This is a genomic window from Streptomyces sp. NRRL S-1813 (genome assembly GCF_000719605.1).
Lineage (GTDB): Bacteria > Actinomycetota > Actinomycetes > Streptomycetales > Streptomycetaceae > Streptomyces > Streptomyces decoyicus.
The window spans coordinates 140,290-158,715 of the sequence record NZ_JOHB01000012.1 but is presented as its reverse complement, the minus strand read 5'-3'; the positions used below and the strand labels follow the sequence as shown (position 1 = coordinate 158,715).

The window sequence follows — 18,426 nt, the reverse complement described above, 5'->3', positions numbered from 1 at the left end:
TACCGGGGCCGCCTCGTGTGCGTTACGGCCTGCGGGCCGAGGTCACGCGGTAGACGTCGTACACGCCCTCCACGCCCCGCACGGCCTTCAGTACATGCCCCAGATGCTTCGGGTCGCCCATCTCGAAGGTGAAGCGTGAGGTGGCGACGCGGTCGCGGGAGGTCTGGACGGCGGCCGAGAGGATGTTGACGTGCTGGTCGGACAGGATCCGGGTGACGTCCGAGAGGAGCCGTGAACGGTCCAGGGCCTCGACCTGGATGGCGACCAGGAAGACCGAGGACTGGGTGGGCGCCCACTCGACGTCCAGGATCCGCTCCGGCTGCCGGGACAGCGAGTCGACGTTGACGCAGTCGGCGCGGTGCACCGAGACGCCGTTGCCGCGGGTGACGAAGCCGATGATGGGGTCGCCCGGCACCGGCGTACAGCAACGGGCGAGCTTGACCCACACATCGTCGACGCCCTTGACGACCACACCGGGGTCGGTGCTGGAGCGGCGCTTGGAGCGCGGCCGGATCGGGGTGGACTCGGCGATGTCCTCGGTGGCCTCGTCCTGGCCGCCGAGCGCCTGCACCAGCTTCTGGACGACGCCCTGGGCGGCGACATGGCCCTCGCCGATGGCGGCGTAGAGCGAGGAGATGTCCGGGTAGCGCATCTCGTGCGCGAGGGTGACCAGGGAGTCGCCGGTCAGGATCCGCTGGATCGGCAGGTTCTGCTTGCGCATGGCGCGCGCGATGGCGTCCTTGCCCTGCTCGATGGCCTCGTCGCGGCGCTCCTTGGAGAACCAGCCACGGATCTTGTTGCGGGCGCGCGGGGACTTGACGAAGCCGAGCCAGTCGCGGGAGGGCCCGGCGCCCGCCGCCTTGGAGGTGAAGACCTCGACCAAGTCGCCGTTGTCCAGGGTCGATTCGAGCGGTACGAGGCGCCCGTTGACCCGCGCTCCTATCGTGCGGTGGCCGACCTCGGTGTGCACCGCGTACGCGAAGTCGACGGGGGTGGCGCCGGCCGGCAGCGCTATCACGTCGCCCTTCGGCGTGAAGACGAAGACCTCGTTGCGGGACAGGTCGAAGCGCAGCGACTCCAGGAACTCGCCGGGGTCCTCGGTCTCCTTCTGCCAGTCCAGCAACTGTCGCAGCCAGGCCATGTCGTTGACGGTGTCGCCCTTGCCGATGCCCTTGGGCGCGTCCGTGCGCACCTTGGATGTGCCGGCGACCGCCTCCTGCTTGTACTTCCAGTGCGCGGCGATGCCGTACTCGGCGCGGCGGTGCATGTCGAACGTACGGATCTGGAGCTCAACGGGCTTGCCGCTGGGGCCGATCACCGTCGTGTGCAGCGACTGGTACATGTTGAACTTGGGCATCGCGATGTAGTCCTTGAACCGGCCGGGGACCGGGTTCCATCGCGCGTGGATGGTGCCGAGAGCGGCGTAGCAGTCGCGGACGGTGTCGACGAGGACGCGGATGCCCACCAGGTCGTAGATCTCGGCGAAGTCGCGGCCGCGCACGATCATCTTCTGGTAGACGCTGTAGTAGTGCTTCGGGCGGCCCGTGACGGTGGCCTTGATGCGGGCGGCGCGCAGATCGGCCTGGACCTCGTCGGTCACTATGGCCAGATACTCGTCGCGCTTGGGCGCCCGCTCGGCGACCAGCCGCACGATCTCGTCGTACATCTTGGGGTAGAGGATCGCGAAGGCGAGGTCCTCCAGCTCCCACTTGATGGTGTTCATGCCCAGGCGGTGGGCGAGCGGAGCGTAGATCTCCAGCGTCTCGCGGGCCTTCTTCTCCTGCTTCTCCCGCTTGAGGTAGCGCATGGTGCGCATGTTGTGCAGCCGGTCGGCGAGCTTGATCACCAGGACGCGCGGGTCCTTGGCCATCGCGACGACCATCTTGCGCACCGTCTCCGCCTGCGCGGCCTCGCCGAACTTGACGCGGTCGAGCTTGGTGACACCGTCGACCAGCAGCGCGACCTGGTCGCCGAAATCGCTCCGCAGGGTGTCCAGGCCGTACTCGGTGTCCTCGACGGTGTCGTGCAGCAGGCCGGCCATCAGGGTCGCCGGGTCCATGCCCAGCTCGGCGAGGATCGTCGTCACCGCGAGCGGGTGGGTGATGTACGGGTCGCCGCTCTTGCGCTTCTGGCCGCGGTGCCAGCGTTCGGCGACCTGATAGGCACGCTCGATCTGGCGCAGCGTCCCGGTCTCGATCTTGGGGTCGTTGCCGCGCACGGCCCGCAGCAGCGGCTCCAGGACCGGGTTGTACGGGCTGGAGCGCTGGACGCCCAGCCGGGCGAGGCGGGCCCGTACCCGGTTGGGCGAGCCGGAGCGGCCGGCGGGGGTGGGCGTCGGCGGCTTGGGCGCCGGGGGCTGGTCGGCCTTGGCGGGCGGCTTGGCCGCGCGGGACGGCGACGCAGGCTGGGGCGACGAGGCGGCGGGCCCCGGCTGGGGCGCCGTACGGGGCCGCTCGGCGGGGGCCTGCGGCGCGGCGGAGCCGCCGGCGGGGGGCCGGGGCGTGGCGGTGCCGTCGGCGGGCGGCCGGGGCGTGGCGGTGCCGTCGGACGCACCCTGCCGCTCGGGCTGGGGCGCGTCCGAGGAAGCCGCGTCCGACAGCTTGGGCTCGTCCGGGCGCGCGGCGTCGGATCCCGCCGGACGCAGTCCGGGGGAGAGCGGCTGGGCCTCGTCTGGCAAGAGCACTCCTCAAGCGGTTCCGGACCCCAGGACCTCGAACGGGCCGGGGTGCCATCGTATCGACCCCGGGGCCGCTGCTCCCGCCCGGACGGGGTTCCGTACATGACACAGCAGCAGGGGCACCCGAATTCTTCCGGGTGCCCCTGCGTGCGGAGGTGCTGTGCGCGTGCGGCTCAGACCGTGATCAGGACCTCCAGCGGAGCGCCCTTCAGGCCCGGCTCCAGGCGCTGCCGCCCGGCCAGGAAGTCCAGTTCGAGCAGGACCGCCACGCCCGCGACCTCGGCACCCGCACGGCGGATGAGCTGCAACGACGCGTCGGCGGTGCCACCGGTGGCGAGGACGTCGTCGATCACCAGCACCCGGTCTCCCGGGGCCAGCGCATCGGCGTGGATCTCGATCTCGGCGGTGCCGTACTCCAGCTCGTACGCCTGCCGGAGCGTCGCGCGGGGCAGCTTGCCGGCCTTGCGAACGGGGACGAACCCGACGCCGGCCCGGATGGCGACCGGGGCGGCGAGGATGAAGCCGCGCGCCTCCAGGCCCACGACCTTGTCCACCCGATGGCGCTCGCACAGCTCGACGAACGCCTCGGTCAGCGCGCCGAAGGCGGCCGGGTCGTCCAGCAGCGGGGTGATGTCCTTGAACACCACACCCGGCTGCGGGTGGTCCGGGACGTCCGAGATCCGGCTGAGCAGCAGTTCACGCAGGCCCGCCGGGGCGCTCATCGGCGCTTGCCCGACGGGCGGCCGCGGCCGCGGTTGCGGGAGGCGGGCTGCTGACGGGGGCCGACGACCGTGCCGTCGTCACCGTCCTCGGCGTCCGCCGGGTCGGGCGCCGCATCCTGCGCGTCCTCCTGGCTCGCGCCCTTGGCCGCGGCCGCGGCGCGCTTCGCCTTGACCCGCTTGGCCAGCGCCTTCATCTCCGGCTGGCGTTCCTTCAGATCGGCGACCAGCGGCGTCGCGATGAAGATCGAGGAGTACGCACCGGCGGCGAGACCGACGAACAGGGCCAGCGAGATGTCGTTGAGCATGCCCGCGCCGAGGACACCGCCGCCGACGAACAGCAGACCGGCGACCGGGAGCAGCGCCACGACAGTGGTGTTGATGGAGCGCACCAGGGTGCCGTTGATGCTGCGGTTGGCGATCTCGCTGTAGGTGAAGCGGGTCTGCTTGGTGATGTCCTTGGAGGCTTCCTTGAGGCTGTCGAAGACGACGACCGTGTCGTAGAGGGAGTAACCGAGGATCGTCAGCAGACCGATGACCGTGCCGGGGGTGACCTCGAAGCCGACCAGCGCGTAGATACCGACCGTGATCGTGAGGTCGTGGATCAGCGCGACCAGGGCGGCGACCGCCATCCGCCACTCGAAGGCGATGGCCAGGTAGAGCACCACGAGGACCATGAAGATCCCCAGGCCCAGCCAGGCCTTGTTGGCGATCTGCTCACCCCAGCTCGGGCCGACCAGCTGGGTGTTGACGTCCTTGACCGGGACGTTCAGGTCCTTGGCGAGCCCTTCCTGGACGGGCACCGCCTGCTCGGTGTCCAGACCGCTGATCTGGATGCGCAGGGCGCCGTCGCCGAGCTTCTGCACCATGGCCTGGTGGCCGCCGGCCGCCGACTCGGCCTTGTGCTGCGCCTCCGGGGCGGACACGGAGGTCTTCGGGGTGGTGAAGACCGCGCCGCCGGAGAACTCGATGCCCATGTTCAGGCCGCGCACCCCCAGGCCGACGATGGCCACGATGGTGATGAGGATCGAGAGTCCGTACCAGATCTTCCGCTTGCCGATGAAGTCGTAGCCGACCTCGCCGCGGTAGAGCCGGGCGCCGATGTTTCCGAGCTTGGACATCTCACGCCTCCTTCGTGGTGGGGGCGGCGCCGCGACGGCGGCGCAGCGGCGGCTTGGCGCCCAGGCGCTTGGGGTCGAGGCCGGACCAGGGATGGCCGTCGGAGAAGAACTTCCGCCGGGCCAGCAGCGTCATCAGGGGCTTGGTGAAGAGGAAGACCACGACGACGTCGAGGACGGTGGTCAGGCCGAGCGTGAAGGCGAAGCCCTGCACCTTGCCGACGGTGACGGCGAACAGCACCGCGGCGGCCAGGAACGACACGAAGTCGGAGACCAGGATCGTGCGGCGGGCCCGCGGCCAGCCGCGCTCGACGGCCGGGCGCAGGGTGCGTCCCTCGCGGATCTCGTCCCGGATGCGTTCGAAGTAGACGATGAACGAGTCGGCGGTGATACCGATGGCGACGATGGCACCACAGACCGCCGGGAGGTTCAGCGCGAACCCGATGGCCGGGCCGAGCAAGGTCATGATCGTGTACGTCAGGACCGCCGAGACGCCCAGGCTCGCCAGCGCGACCAGCGCCAGTCCCCGGTAGTAGGCGACGAGGTAGATGACGACCAGTGCGAGGCCGATGGCGCCCGCGATCAGACCGGCGTGCAGCTGCTCGCCACCGAGCGCCGCGGTGACCGTGGTCTCGTCGTCGATCTTGAAGGAGAGCGGCAGGGCACCGTAGGACAGCATGTTGCCGAGGTCCTCGGCGGTCTGCTGGGTGAAGCCGCCGGAGATGGTGGCTCCGCCGCCCATGATGGCCTTGTCGACCGAGGGGGAGGAGACGACCGCGCCGTCCAGGACGATGCCGAACTGGTTCTGCGGCGGCGCCTTGGCGGCGAGCTTGCCGGTGATGTCCCCGAACTTCTTGCCGCCCTCGGAGGTGAAGTCCATCTGGACGATCCAGCCCTGGCCCTGCTGGCTGTCGAAGACGGCCTTGGCGCCGCTGACGTCCGTGCCCTCGACGCCGACCGGGCCGAGCGCGTACTTCTGGGCGCCGTCCTCCTTGCACGCCACGATCGGGTCGGACGGCTTGGTGTTGGCTGCCTTCTCGCCCGCGGCGGCGCGGCTCTTCTTCGTGGAGCAGTCCAGCGCGTTGAGCTGCTTCTGGAGAGCCGGCGGGATGTCTGCGCCGGCCGGCGGCGTCGGCTGCGCCGGGGGCGCGGTGGGCTTGCCGGAGGGGGTGGGCTTGGCGGACGGCGCCTTCTTCAGCGAGTCCGTCACCGCGCGGCCCTGCGTCGTCGGCTTCGCGCTCGGCGACTGCGAGGAGGCGTTCTGCTGGGTGCCCGGCTGGGCCTTGTCACCCGAGGCCTTGTCGCCCTTGCCCTTGCCGTTCGCGCCGCTCTGGGAGGGGCTGGGCTTGGGCTCGGGGGTCTTCGTCCCCGCGGTGGTGGTCAGCACCGGCCGGAATCCGAGCTGGGCGGTGGTGCCGACCTGCTGGCGGGCCTGCTTCGCGTCCGTCCCCTTGGGGATGTTCACGATGATGTGGTTGCTGCCCTGCGTCTGGACCTCGGACTCGGTCACACCGAGACCGTTGACCCGCCGCTCCATGATGTCGGCGGCGGTCTTCATGTTGGTCTCGTTGATCGCGTTGGGCTTGCCCGGCTGGTTCTGGGCCGCCAGCGTGAAGCTGGTGCCGCCGGCCAGGTCGATGCCCAGTCGCGGCGTCAGCGTGCCGGAGTAGAACATCCCTCCGACCAGCCCCACCATGGCGATCAGGACCAGGATCAGGGTGCGGCCCGGATGCCCCTGGCTCGCGGGCGCCCTGCGGCCCTTCTTCGGTGCTGCCACCTTCTCGTATCTCCCTGTCCAACCCCTCGGCCCGGGATGCCGGCCGAGCGGCCACGAAGTCTTGTGGGGACGTGCCCCCGCCGGAGCCTAAACCGTCACGGAACCGCGGTGCACGACACACCACGCGTGCTCCGCGGTTCCGTGGGGCGGACTACTTGGCTTCGTCGTCGCCGGACTTCTTCTCGTCCTTGACGGTGTCCGCGTCCGCCTTGACGGCGTCCTTGGTGTCCTCGGCGGCCTTGGTGTCCTTCGCCTGGTCGGCGGCGGGCTCGTCCACGGCGGGCTCGGCGGCCGCGGCCTCGGTCTTGCCCAGGTCGATCTTGTCGCCCTTGTCGCCGGCCTCGTCGGCGGAGGCGGCGGTCAGCGAGGACGCGTCGTCCGGGACGACCGGCTCGCCGCCGTGGATCGGGTCGGCACCGTCCAGGATGCGGTTGTACTCCTCGTCCGCGAGCACGGCGCCGATGGCGTTCTTCGCGTAGATCGCGTGCACGCCGGGGGCGACCTCCAGGAGGACGGTTTCCTCGTGGATTTCCTTGACGGTGGCGTACATGCCGCCGATGGTCCGGACGCCGGTGCCGACCTGCATTTCATTGCGCATCTGCGCGGCCGCCTGCTGCTTCTTCTTGGCAGACCGGGTCATCAGGAACATGGCCCCGATGAGGACGATGAAGGGGAGGAGAGTCACGATACTCACGGGACGGAAATCCTTCGCACGACCGCGGATGCGCGGTCTCATATACGGGGGTGGGTATGCCGTCCATACGGATGGCATCGGCGGAGTCTAAGCGAGTCCCCACCAGTGGAACAACGCCCAGCATCGCACCGCAGTTCCTGACCGGGCGAGTCCCCGCGCCGTCAGGCCCCGAACAAGCCCTGCTGCCCGCTTCCGCCCGCTTGCTGCTGCGGCGGCACGAGTCCCAGATGGGCCCACGCCGCCGGGGTCGCGACCCGGCCCCTGGGGGTCCTGGCCAGCAGTCCTTCCCGTACGAGGAAGGGCTCGGCGACCTCCTCGACGGTCTCGCGCTCCTCCCCCACCGCGACCGCGAGGGTGGACAGGCCGACCGGGCCGCCGCCGAACAGCTTGAGCAGGGCCGTGAGCACGGCGCGGTCGAGACGGTCCAGGCCGCGGGCGTCGACCTCGTAGACCCCGAGCGCCTGGGAGGCGATCTCGCGGGTGATCAAGCCGTCGGCCTTCACCTGGGCGTAGTCGCGGACGCGGCGCAGCAGGCGGTTGGCGATACGGGGCGTGCCGCGGGAGCGGCCGGCGATCTCGGCGGCGCCCTCGGGTTCTATGTCCAGGTCCAGCAGCCCGGCCGAGCGGTGGATGACCCGCTCCAGCTCGGCGGGGGCGTAGAACTCCATATGGGCCGTGAAGCCGAAGCGGTCGCGCAGCGGGGGCGGCAGCAGACCGGCCCGGGTCGTGGCGCCGACCAGGGTGAACGGGGGGAGTTCGAGGGGGATGGCGGTGGCTCCCGGGCCCTTTCCGACGATCACGTCGACGCGGAAGTCCTCCATGGCCATGTAGAGCATTTCCTCGGCGGGCCGGGACATCCGGTGGATCTCGTCGAGAAAGAGGACCTCACCCTCCTGGAGGGAGGAGAGGATCGCGGCGAGATCTCCGGCGTGCTGGATGGCGGGGCCGGAGGTGATCCGGATCGGCGCGCCCATCTCGGCAGCGATGATCATCGAGAGGGTCGTCTTGCCGAGGCCTGGCGCCCCGGACAGCAGGACATGATCGGCGGTGGCGCCGCGGGCGCGGGCGGCGCGCAGCACCAGGTCGAGCTGTTCGCGCACCCGCTCCTGGCCGACGAATTCCTCGAGGTCCTTGGGCCTCAGCGCGGCCTCGACGGCGGTGTCCTCGCCGTCCGCGTCCGCCCCGACCAGCCGGTCGGGCGCGCCTGTGGCGGTCTCCTCGGCGGTGCTGTGCGGTGCGGTGTCGTCCCAGTTCACTGCGGATTGCCTCGCGGGGTCGGGGCGGCCGGGCCGCCTGCGTGGTCGTACGGTCGGGGGCGCGGGGCCCGGCCGGCGGCGGTCATCGCGCCCGGTTGAGGGTCTGGAGGGCGGCCTTGAGCAGCTGCGGCACCTGGGGCACACCGCCCTCGGCCACGGCCGCCTCGGCCTGCGGGGCGACCGCGGCGACCGCTTCGTCCGCCTCGCGGGTGGCATAGCCGAGGCCGATCAGGGCGGCGTGCAGCTGGTCGCGCCAGCCGGCCGTGACGGCGCTGCCGACGCCCGCGCGGCCGGTGCCCACCGGCTCCCCGAGCCGGTCCTTGAGCTCCAGGAGCAGCTTCTGTGCACCCTTCTTGCCGATGCCCGGAACGGCGGTCAGGGTCTTCTCGTCACCGGTCGAGACGGCGAGGCGCAGGGTGTCCGGGGCGTGCACGGCCAGCATCGCCTGCGCGAGCCGGGGGCCGACGCCGCTGGCGGTCTGGAGCAGCTCGAAGGTCTGGCGCTCGTCGTCGTCGGCGAAGCCGTAGAGCGTGAGCGAGTCCTCGCGGACGACGAGGGACGTGGCGAGCTTGGCCTGCTGTCCGATCCGGAGGGTGGACAGGGTGTTCGGTGTGCACTGGACGGCCATGCCGATACCGCCGACCTCGACGACGGCGGTGTCCGGGGCGAGGGCCGCGACCGGGCCGGAGACGAAGGCGATCATCGGGTGCCCTTCTGGGGAGTCGCCCGGCGCGGGCCGGAGGACGAGATGGTGGCGGGAGCGGCGCGGCGGGCCGCGGCATGCGCCTGCTGGAGGCGGTTGACCGCGGGGGCGCGCCAGATATGACAGATGGCCAGGGCCAGGGCATCGGCGGCGTCGGCCGGCTTCGGCGGCGCGTCGAGCCGCAGCAGGCGCGTGACCATCGCGCCGACCTGGGCCTTGTCGGCCCGGCCCGATCCGGTGACGGCGGCCTTGACCTCGCTGGGGGTGTGCAGCGCGACCGGCAGCCCGCGGCGCGCCGCGCACAGCATGGCGACCGCGCTGGCCTGGGCGGTGCCCATGACCGTACGGACGTTGTGCTGGCTGAAGACCCGCTCCACGGCGACGTACTCCGGGCGGTGCTCGTCGAGCCAGGCGTCTATTCCGCGCTCGATCTCGACGAGGCGGAGGGCGATATCGGCGTCCGCGGGAGTGCGGACGACGCCCACGCCGACCATCGTCAGCGGGCGCCCCGCGACCCCGTCGACCACGCCGACTCCGCAGCGCGTCAGCCCCGGGTCCACCCCCAGCACCTTCATCGGTCCCCGCCCCTCGCACTGTCGGTCAGCTGTTCGTGATCAGAGAGCGGATGCCCCCTGATCAGCACAGTAGTGGCTGCCACTGACAAACCGACGGGCCGACGGGGTGTGTCCCCGTCGGCCCGTCAGTCGACCGAGCGTGCCACGCCTGTCAGGCGTCGACCTTGGCCATCACATCGTCCGAGACGTCGAAGTTGGCGAAGACGTTCTGCACGTCGTCGCTGTCCTCCAGCGCGTCGATCAGCTTGAAGATCTTGCGCGCGCCCTCTTCCTCCAGCTCGACCTGCATGGTCGGGACGAAGTTGGCGTCGGCGGAGTCGTAGTCGATACCGGACTCCTGGAGGGCGCTGCGGACCGCGACCAGGTCGGTGGCCTCGCTGAGCACCTCGAAGGACTCGCCGAGGTCGTTGACTTCCTCGGCGCCGGCGTCCAGGACCGCGCCCAGGACGTCGTCCTCGGTCAGTTCACCCTTGGGGACGATCACCACGCCCTTGCGGTTGAACAGGTACGACACCGAACCCGGGTCGGCCATCGAACCGCCGTTGCGGGTCATGGCGACGCGGACGTCCGAGGCGGCACGGTTGCGGTTGTCGGTGAGGCACTCGATGAGCACCGCGACACCGTTGGGGCCGTACCCCTCGTACATGATGGTTTCGTAGTCGGCGCCACCGGCTTCGAGACCCGCACCGCGCTTGACCGCGGAGTCGATGTTCTTGTTGGGCACCGAGCTCTTCTTGGCCTTCTGGATGGCATCGAAGAGGGTCGGGTTTCCGTCCGGGTCGGCGCCGCCGGTCCGGGCGGCGACCTCGATGTTCTTGATCAGCTTCGCGAAGAGCTTGCCGCGCTTGGCATCGATCACGGCCTTCTTGTGCTTCGTCGTAGCCCATTTAGAGTGGCCGGACATCCGCCTGTCTCCTTCGCGTAACCAACGTCTGAAACGAACGCCTAGATCCTACCGGGGACAGGTCACACGGTGTCACTCCCGCCCGTCGCCCGGCCACCACGGGGCGGAGCCCTAAGCGCGCCGCACCATGTCCACGAACAGGGCGTGGACCCGGTGGTCGCCGGTGAGCTCCGGGTGGAAGGACGTGGCGAGGACGTTACCCTGCCGCACGGCCACGGTGTGCCCGTCGTACGTCGCCAGGACCTCGACCGCTCCGCCGACCGACTCGACCCAGGGCGCCCGGATGAAGACGCCTTCGACCGGTCCGCCGGGGATCCCGGTGACGTCGACGGCCGCCTCGAACGACTCGTTCTGCCGCCCGAAGGCGTTACGGCGCACGATCATGTCGATGCCGCCGAACGTCTCCTGGTCCTCACGGGCGTCCAGCAGCTTGTCCGCGACCATGATCATGCCGGCGCAGGTGCCGTAGACCGGCTTGCCCGCGGCGACGAAGGCGCGCAGCGGCTCCAGCATGCCGAAGACGATCGCCAGCTTGGACATTGTGGTGGACTCGCCGCCCGGTATGACCAGGCCGTCGACCTCGTCCAGCTCCTCGGGGCGGCGCACCGGCCGGGCCAGGGCACCGGCGTCCGCGAGCGCCTTGACATGCTCGCGGACGTCACCCTGGAGGGCCAGCACACCGATGGTGGGGGTGCTCATCTACGTTCCTACCAGCCGCGGTTGGCGTAGCGCTCGGCCTCGGGGAGGGTGTCGCAGTTGATGCCGACCATGGCCTCGCCCAGGTTGCGGGAGACATCCGCGATGACCTTCGGGTCGTCGTAGAAGGTGGTGGCCTTCACGATCGCGGCGGCGCGCTTGGCGGGGTCGCCGGACTTGAAGATGCCGGAGCCGACGAACACGCCCTCGGCGCCGAGCTGACGCATCAGCGCGGCATCGGCCGGGGTGGCCACACCACCGGCGGAGAACAGCACGACCGGCAGCTTGCCGAGCTCGGCGACCTCCTTGACCAGCTCGTACGGGGCGCGCAGCTCCTTGGCGGCGGCGAACAGCTCGTTGTTGTCGTAGCTGCGCAGCCGGGCGATCTCGCCCTTGATCTGACGCATGTGGCGCACCGCCTCGACGACGTTGCCGGTGCCGGCCTCGCCCTTCGAGCGGATCATGGCCGCGCCCTCGGTGATCCGGCGCAGCGCCTCGCCCAGGTTGGTGGCACCACACACGAAGGGGGTGGTGAACGCCCACTTGTCGGAGTGGTTGACCTCGTCGGCCGGGGTGAGGACCTCGGACTCGTCGATGTAGTCGACACCCAGCGACTGGAGGACCTGCGCCTCGACGAAGTGGCCGATACGGGACTTGGCCATGACCGGGATGGAGACGGCGCTGATGATGCCGTCGATCATGTCGGGGTCGGACATCCGGGCCACGCCGCCGTCCTTGCGGATGTCGGCGGGGACCCGCTCCAGGGCCATGACGGCGACGGCGCCCGCGTCCTCGGCGATCTTCGCCTCTTCCGGCGTGACGACGTCCATGATCACGCCGCCCTTGAGCTGCTCGGCCATTCCGCGCTTGACGCGCGCGGTTCCGGTCTCGGGGTTCTGGGGCGTGGTGGGCGTGCTGGACACGGTTTGACCTCACTCAATGCGGGTGGCTGTACTGCTGCGCCTACACAACCGTTAGTCAGTGGCCCGGGGAAAGGGCCAATTAGAGGTCAGTGGCTCGTCACCGCTGGGAGTCGCAGCCTCCGGCGCTCATGCGCCGGGTCCCGCATCCCGGCTCAGTTCCCGGCCGAGCGGTCGTCCAGGACGGCCGGCGGCTCGTCGTCCATCTCGAAGGCCAGCGGGAAGGGCGCATGGCCGGCGAGCCGGAGGTAGCGCACCACCCGGTGACGCCGGACGGCGCGGGCGGCCCGTACGGCGTCGTTGTGGAAGCGGCGCGCCATCGGGACCCGGCGCACCGCGGCGGTGAGTTCGGTGACCGTCCGCTCCCCGCCGGGCGCCTCCCGTACGGCCTCCAGCTGCGCCTCCTCGTCGAAGATGGCCCGCAGCGCCTGGCTCAGCTCACTCTCCGCGACCTCCCGGTGGTCCTCCTCGGCCTGCCGGGCCTCGTGCGCGGCCTGGTAGAGGACGATCGAGGCGGCCGGATCGAGGATCCCCGAGGTGCCCACCTCCTGCGCGACGGATGCCCGCCGGAGCAGTTGGGCGTCGAGGGCCGCCCTGGCCGCGTCGATGCGGGCGTGCAGGCGGTCGAGGCGGCCGGCCGTCCAGCTCAGATAGATACCGATGAGGACGATCGCGGCGGCGATCCAGATGAACGTGGTCACGGCGAGTCACGATACGCGTCTTCGCGCTCTGCTTTGCGTCCCACGTTTCCGGCTGTCCCGCCATGGTGGTTGTTCGCCGTTGCGCCTGCGGCGGGCCGGGTCCGCTGCGCGGGACTGTCGGGTGCGGGGCCGCTCCTCCGGACTTCGTCCTGCGGCGCGGCCCCTCCCGTTGGGGGGGGTGGGAGAAGGCCGGTGGGCCCGCCCGCCGCAGGCGCGACGGCGAACAACCACCACGGCGGGACAGCCAAAAACGTGGGCCGCAAGCAAAGCGCAGCGGAGAGGCCCGCCGCAGGCGCAACGGCGAACAACCCCTACGGCGGGCCAGCCGAAAACGTGGGAAGCAAGGCAAAGCGCAGCGGAACGTCAGTCCTTGGCCAGCCAGCGGCGCGCCCGTAGGCCCACCCGTTCGTCCGTGGCCACGGAGGCCGCGCCGGTGGTGACCGTCTCGTAGACGGCGAGGATGTCGGCGCCGACGGTGGACCAGTCGAAGCGACGCACATGGCGGGCGCCGCGTTCCCGCAGCTCGGCGAGGCGCGCCGGGTCACCGAGGAGTCGTACCGCCGCAGCGGCAAGCGCATCGGCGTCCTCGTTGGTGAACAGTTCGCCGGCCTCGCCCTGGTCCAGGACCTGGGCGAAGGCGTCGAGGTCGCTGGCCAGTACGGGCGCCCCGGCCGACATCGCCTCGACGAGGATGATGCCGAACGACTCGCCGCCCGTGTTGGGCGCGACGTAGACATCGACGCTGCGCAGCAGCCGGGCCTTGTCCTCGTCGCTGACCATGCCGAGGAATTCCACCCGGGAGCGCATCTCGGCGGGCAGCGCCGCGACCGCCTCCTCCTCGTCACCGCGTCCGGCGACGAGCAGCCGGGCGTCCGATACCTCGGCGAGGATCGCGGGCAGCGCCTTCACCAGGACCGGCAGGCCCTTGCGCGGTTCGTCGATCCGGCCGATGAAGCCGATTGTTTTGCCCTGCCACTCGGCCTTGGGCTCGGCGGAGCCGAAGAAGTCGACGTCCACGCCGTTGGGGATCACCACCGCGTCGCCGCCGAGGTGTTCGACGAGCGTGCGGCGGGCGTATTCGCTCACCGCGATGCGTGCGCTGATCTTCTCCAGGGCGGGCTGGAGGATCGGGTACGCGGCGATCATCGCCCGCGAGCGCGGGTTGGAGGTGTGGAAGGTCGCCACGATCGGGCCCTGGGCGGCCCAGCAGGCGAGCAGGCCGAGCGAGGGCGAGGCCGGTTCGTGGATGTGGATGACGTCGAAGGCGCCGTGCTGGAGCCAGCGGCGTACCCGGGCCGCGGAGAGGAAGCCGAAGTTGAGCCGGGCGACCGAGCCGTTGTACGGGACGGGGACGGCGCGGCCGGCGGAGACGACGTACGGCGGGAGCGGGGTCTCGTCGTCGGCGGGCGCGAGGACCGACACCTCGTGGCCGAGGCGGATCAGGTGGTCGGCCAGGTCCCGGATGTGGAACTGCACGCCGCCGGGGACGTCCCAGGCGTACGGACAGACGATGCCGATCTTCACGCGGTCTCCGTTCCGGGTGCCTCGGGGCCGCCCGGTGCGCCGGACTCCTCGCGCGGCTCCAGATCGGCGAGCCAGAGCCGCTGAAGCATGTGCCAGTCCTCGGGGTGGTCGGCGATGCCGGAGGCGAAGGCGTCGGCGAGCGCCTGGGTCATCTGGGCGGCCTTCTCGGCGCGGGTGCCGGTCTCCGGCGCCTCGATCTCCGGGTGGACCCGGCCGCGCATCACGGGGGTGTCGTCGTACCAGAGGGTGACGGGCAGCAGCATCGCACCGGTCTGGAGGGCGAGCACCGCGGGGCCGGCCGGCATCTTCGTCGCCTCGCCGAAAAACTTGACCTCTATCCCGGAGACGGACAGATCACGGTCGGCGACCAGGCAGACCAGGCCACCGGCCCGCAGCCGGCGGGCGAGCGTGCCGAAGGCCGAGCCGCCGGTGTGCGGCAGCACCTCCATGCCCAGGCCCTCGCGGTAGGCGACGAAGCGGTCGTAGAGGGATTCCGGCTTGAGGCGCTGGGCGACGGTGGTGAAGGGGGTACCGAGTTTGGTGGTGACCCAGGCACCGGCGAGGTCGTAGTTGCCCATGTGCGGCAGCGCGATGATGACGCCGCGGTCGCTCTTGAGCCCGTCCACCAGGTGGTGCACGTCCTCCGGCGTGAAGCCGGCCCTTATCCGGTCCTTGCTCCAGGCCGGGAGCCGGAAGGACTCCATCCAGTAGCGCATGTACGAGCGCATCCCGGCCCGGGAGAGCTCGGCGAGCCGCTGCGGTGCGGCGTCCGGGACGACCCGGGCGAGGTTCGCCTCCAGGCGCAGGACGCCCTTGCCGCGGCGCTTCCAGGCCGTGTCGGCGATCCGGCGGCCGAGCCGTACGGCCACGCCCTCGGGCAGTTTCTTGACGGTGCTCCAGCCCAGCGCGTAGAGCGCGTCCGCCAGTTTGTCGGTGTCGAACCGCGGACGGCGGGTCTCGCGTGGACTCATGCGCTGTTTCCCCCTTGTGCCATGGCGTCGGCCTCGGCCGACTCCCGTCGTACGGTCACCACTCGCTGGCCGAGGGTGACGGCACTGCCGATGCCGACGACCCACAGGGCGATCGGCAGCAGAATCTCGACGCCGGGCACCCCGAAGGCGTGCAGACCCGACAAGCCGCAGGCGACCAGCGTGATGACCAGCCGCTCGGCGCGCTCCACCAGACCGTTGACGTCCACCGGCAGCCCGATGGCCTCGCCGCGCGCCTTCGTATACGAGACCACCTGGCCGCTGGCGAGGCAGAAGATCGCCATCGCGCAGAGCATCAGGCTGTCGCCGCGCCCCGCGTACCAGAGGGCGAGCCCGCCGAAGATCGCCGAGTCGGCGACCCGGTCGAGGGTGGAGTCGAGAAAGGCCCCCCAGCGGCTGGAGCGGCCCAGCTGCCGCGCCATGTTGCCGTCGACCAGATCGGAGAAGACGAACAGGGTGATGACGACCGTGCCCCAGAAGAATTCGCCCAGCGGGTAGAAGACCAGGGCACCGGCGACCACGCCTCCGGTTCCGACGAGGGTGACCGCGTCCGGGCTGACGCCGATACGGATGAGCAGGGCGGCGAACGGCGTGAGAACACGCGTGAAGAAAGCACGCGCGTACTTGTTCAGCATGGCCTTCCCGGAGGTCGATACGGGCCGCGCGGTCGATGGGCCACCGGCGGGCCCATCGTAGCCAGGAGGTCTGGGGCCTCCACGAACGCATCGCGGCGCAGAGCGCATCCCACGGCTCGGCGCCGCCGCCGCGCGCCGTCGGGCGCGCCCGCGGGCCCCGCGCGCGGTGCGCATGACCCTTGGGAGCACCGGCTCCCGTGTGCCACGTATGGACGCGGCATGACCTCGGTGGAAAGCTCGAATCACCGCAAAGTGTCGACCTGGAGGCGAGACACATGAGCGAGAAATCGAGTACACACCCGGGAGCCGCCGGCAGGGCATCAACGGCCGGCCAGCCCACGGCCCTGCGGAATGTGGTGCTGGTCGGCCACTCCGGATCGGGAAAAACCACCCTGGTCGAAGCCCTCGCGCTGGCATCCGGCGCGGTCAACCGGGCGGGCCGGGTCGAGGACGGCGGCTGTCTGTCCGACTACGACGAGATCGAACACCGCCAGCAACGCTCCGTACAGCTCTCCCTGGTCCCGGTCGACTGGGGCGGAGTCAAGATCAATATCTTGGACACCCCCGGATACGCCGATTTCGTCGGGGAACTCAGGGCCGGTCTGCGCGCTGCGGACGCGGCCCTTTTCGTTGTCTCGGCGGCCGACGGCGTGGCCGGCGCGACCCGGATGGTCTGGGACGAGTGCGCGGCCGTCGGCATGCCGCGCGCGCTGGTCATCACCCACCTCGAGGCATCCCGCTCCGACTTCGACGAGATGACCGAGCGCTGCCGGGCGTCGTTCGGCGGCGAGGACCCGGACGCCGTCGTCCCCCTCTATCTCCCGCTGTACGGAACGCCGGGCGCCGACGGGCACGCCCCCGTCCACGGCCTGATCGGCCTGCTCACCCAACGGGTCTTCGACTACTCCTCCGACGAGCGCACCGAGCGCGCCCCCACCCAGGACGAGCTGCCGCAGATCGAGGCGGCCCGCAACCGCCTCATCGAGGCGATCATCGCCGAGAGCGAGGACGAGTCCTTGATGGACCGCTACCTCGGCGGCGAGGAGATCGACATCAAGACCCTCATCGGGGACCTGGAGACGGCGGTCGCCCGCGGCACGTTCCACCCCGTGCTGGCCGCGGCCCCGGCCGCCGAGGGCTCCAAACAGGGGCTGGGCACCGTAGAGCTGCTGGAGTTGATCAGCGGCGGCTTCCCGACCCCCGCGGAGCGCGAGGCACCCGCCGTGACCAGCCCGGACGGCGACCCGCGCCCGGAACTGAGCTGTGACCCCGACGGTCCGCTCGCGGCCGAGGTGGTCAAGACCTCCTCCGACCCGTACGTCGGCCGGATCTCCCTCGTCCGCGTCTTCTCCGGCACCCTGCGCCCGGACGAGACGGTGCATGTCTCCGGCCACGGGCTGGAGGACCGGGGCCACGAGGACCACGACGTCGACGAGCGGGTCGGCGCGCTGTCCACCCCGTTCGGCAAACAGCAGCGCTCGCTGTCCAAGGCGATCGCCGGCGATCTGGCCTGTGTGGCGAAGCTGACCCGTGCCGAGACCGGGGACACCCTGTCCGACAAGGGCAGCCCGCTGCTGATGGAGCCCTGGACGAAGCCGGACCCGCTGCTGCCGGTCGCCATCCAGGCGCACAGCAAGGCCGACGAGGACAAGCTGTCGCAGGGCCTGGCCCGCCTCGTCGCGGAGGACCCGACGATGCGCCTGGAGCACAATCAGGACACCCATCAGGTGGTCCTGTGGTGCCTCGGCGAGGCGCATGTCGATGTCGCGCTGGAGCGGCTGCGGGCCCGCTACGGCGTCCAGGTGGACGCGGTCGCACACAAGGTGTCGCTCCGGGAGACCTTCGGTGCGCCCGCCGCGGGCCGCGGGCGCCATGTGAAACAGTCCGGCGGCCACGGCCAGTTCGCGATCTGCGAGATCGAGGTCGAACCGCTGCCGGGCGGCTCCGGCATCGAGTTCGTGGACAAGGTCGTGGGCGGCGCGGTGCCCCGGCAGTTCATCCCGTCCGTGGAGAAGGGCATACGCGCCCAGGCCGCGCGCGGGGTCGCCGCCGGACATCCGCTCGTCGACATCCGCGTCACGCTGCTCGACGGCAAGGCGCACTCGGTCGACTCCTCGGACGCCGCCTTCCAGATGGCGGGCGCACTGGCGCTGCGCGAAGCCGCCGGCGAGGTCCGGATCGAGCTCCTCGAACCGGTGTCCGAGGTGAGCGTGATGGTTCCGGACGATTTCGTCGGCCAGGTGATGAGCGATCTCTCGGGGCGCCGTGGCCGGGTCGTGGGCACCGAACAGTCAGGCTCGGGCCGCACGGTGGTGCGCGCCGAGGTGCCCGAGATCGAGATCGACCGGTACGCCATCGATCTGCGCTCCCTCTCGCACGGCGCCGGGCGGTTCTCCCGCGCCCACCTGCGGCATGAGCCGATGCCGCAGCAGCTCGCCGACAAGTGGCGGGAACAAGCCGAGAACGGCGCATAGTTAACGTCGGATCAGCCGTTGACGCAGCCGCTGTCCCGCTCAACTCCCTTGGGCCGGACGGCGG

16 protein-coding genes are annotated in these 18,426 nt (G+C 70.9%); 1 reads left to right on the top strand and 15 read right to left on the bottom strand.

All coding sequences use genetic code 11. The features are described 5' to 3' along the window. Positions 1–22: 22 nt before the first annotated feature. From IF67_RS0119310 to pgsA, 15 genes are all read right to left on the bottom strand, one after another. Positions 23–2,677 carry a RelA/SpoT family protein gene (locus tag IF67_RS0119310; RefSeq protein ID WP_030987275.1) on the bottom strand — a complete coding sequence of 885 codons (2,655 nt, stop codon included), beginning with the start codon at positions 2,675–2,677 and terminating at the stop codon, positions 23–25. Positions 2,678–2,850: 173 nt separating this feature from the next. After that, positions 2,851–3,399, bottom strand: coding sequence for an adenine phosphoribosyltransferase (locus IF67_RS0119305; protein ID WP_030987273.1), 549 nt, complete (start codon positions 3,397–3,399; stop codon positions 2,851–2,853). Further along, positions 3,396–4,517 (bottom strand): protein translocase subunit SecF, encoded by a 1,122-nt coding sequence (gene secF / locus IF67_RS0119300; protein ID WP_030987271.1) that lies wholly within the window; start codon positions 4,515–4,517, stop codon positions 3,396–3,398. The genes IF67_RS0119305 and secF overlap by 4 nt, the downstream gene beginning before the upstream one ends. A gap of 1 nt (position 4,518) precedes the next feature. Continuing rightward, positions 4,519–6,291, bottom strand: a complete 1,773-nt coding sequence (gene secD, locus IF67_RS0119295; protein ID WP_030987270.1) for a protein translocase subunit SecD — start codon at positions 6,289–6,291, stop codon at positions 4,519–4,521. Between the two features lie 151 nt (positions 6,292–6,442). Next, on the bottom strand, positions 6,443–6,985 hold the full coding sequence (gene yajC, locus IF67_RS0119290; protein WP_030987268.1) for a preprotein translocase subunit YajC: 543 nt from the start codon (positions 6,983–6,985) through the stop codon (positions 6,443–6,445). Between the two features lie 161 nt (positions 6,986–7,146). After that, positions 7,147–8,241: a Holliday junction branch migration DNA helicase RuvB gene (gene ruvB / locus IF67_RS0119285; RefSeq protein WP_030987265.1), complete on the bottom strand. Its 1,095-nt coding sequence runs from the start codon at positions 8,239–8,241 to the stop codon at positions 7,147–7,149. A gap of 82 nt (positions 8,242–8,323) precedes the next feature. Further along, complete coding sequence (gene ruvA, locus IF67_RS0119280) at positions 8,324–8,944, bottom strand: Holliday junction branch migration protein RuvA (RefSeq protein ID WP_030987263.1); 621 nt, start codon at positions 8,942–8,944, stop codon at positions 8,324–8,326. Beyond that, entirely contained in the window at positions 8,941–9,519 is a 579-nt protein-coding gene (ruvC, locus tag IF67_RS0119275; RefSeq protein WP_030987261.1) for a crossover junction endodeoxyribonuclease RuvC, read from the bottom strand. Before ruvC ends, ruvA begins: the two co-directional genes overlap by 4 nt. 151 nt (positions 9,520–9,670) lie before the next feature. After that, complete coding sequence (locus IF67_RS0119270; protein WP_030076370.1) at positions 9,671–10,423, bottom strand: YebC/PmpR family DNA-binding transcriptional regulator; 753 nt, start codon at positions 10,421–10,423, stop codon at positions 9,671–9,673. 111 nt (positions 10,424–10,534) lie between these two features. Then, the gene (pdxT, locus tag IF67_RS0119265; protein ID WP_030987259.1) at positions 10,535–11,122 is read right to left on the bottom strand and encodes a pyridoxal 5'-phosphate synthase glutaminase subunit PdxT; all 588 of its coding nucleotides are present in this window, start codon (positions 11,120–11,122) and stop codon (positions 10,535–10,537) included. Between the two features lie 8 nt (positions 11,123–11,130). Beyond that, positions 11,131–12,042, bottom strand: a complete 912-nt coding sequence (gene pdxS, locus IF67_RS0119260; RefSeq protein WP_030987256.1) for a pyridoxal 5'-phosphate synthase lyase subunit PdxS — start codon at positions 12,040–12,042, stop codon at positions 11,131–11,133. Positions 12,043–12,194: 152 nt separating this feature from the next. Then, on the bottom strand, positions 12,195–12,740 hold the full coding sequence (locus tag IF67_RS0119255) for a hypothetical protein (RefSeq protein WP_030987254.1): 546 nt from the start codon (positions 12,738–12,740) through the stop codon (positions 12,195–12,197). Between the two features lie 363 nt (positions 12,741–13,103). Further along, entirely contained in the window at positions 13,104–14,264 is a 1,161-nt protein-coding gene (locus IF67_RS0119250) for a glycosyltransferase family 4 protein (protein ID WP_030987252.1), read from the bottom strand. Next, complete coding sequence (locus tag IF67_RS0119245) at positions 14,261–15,235, bottom strand: phosphatidylinositol mannoside acyltransferase (protein ID WP_030987250.1); 975 nt, start codon at positions 15,233–15,235, stop codon at positions 14,261–14,263. The genes IF67_RS0119250 and IF67_RS0119245 overlap by 4 nt, the downstream gene beginning before the upstream one ends. Continuing rightward, positions 15,232–15,888 (bottom strand): phosphatidylinositol phosphate synthase, encoded by a 657-nt coding sequence (gene pgsA / locus IF67_RS0119240; RefSeq protein WP_030987249.1) that lies wholly within the window; start codon positions 15,886–15,888, stop codon positions 15,232–15,234. The genes IF67_RS0119245 and pgsA overlap by 4 nt, the downstream gene beginning before the upstream one ends. 275 nt (positions 15,889–16,163) lie before the next feature. Between pgsA and IF67_RS0119235 the strand changes: the two genes are divergently transcribed. Further along, positions 16,164–18,362: an elongation factor G-like protein EF-G2 gene (locus IF67_RS0119235; RefSeq protein ID WP_030987247.1), complete on the top strand. Its 2,199-nt coding sequence runs from the start codon at positions 16,164–16,166 to the stop codon at positions 18,360–18,362. The last annotated feature ends 64 nt before the right edge of the window (positions 18,363–18,426 follow it).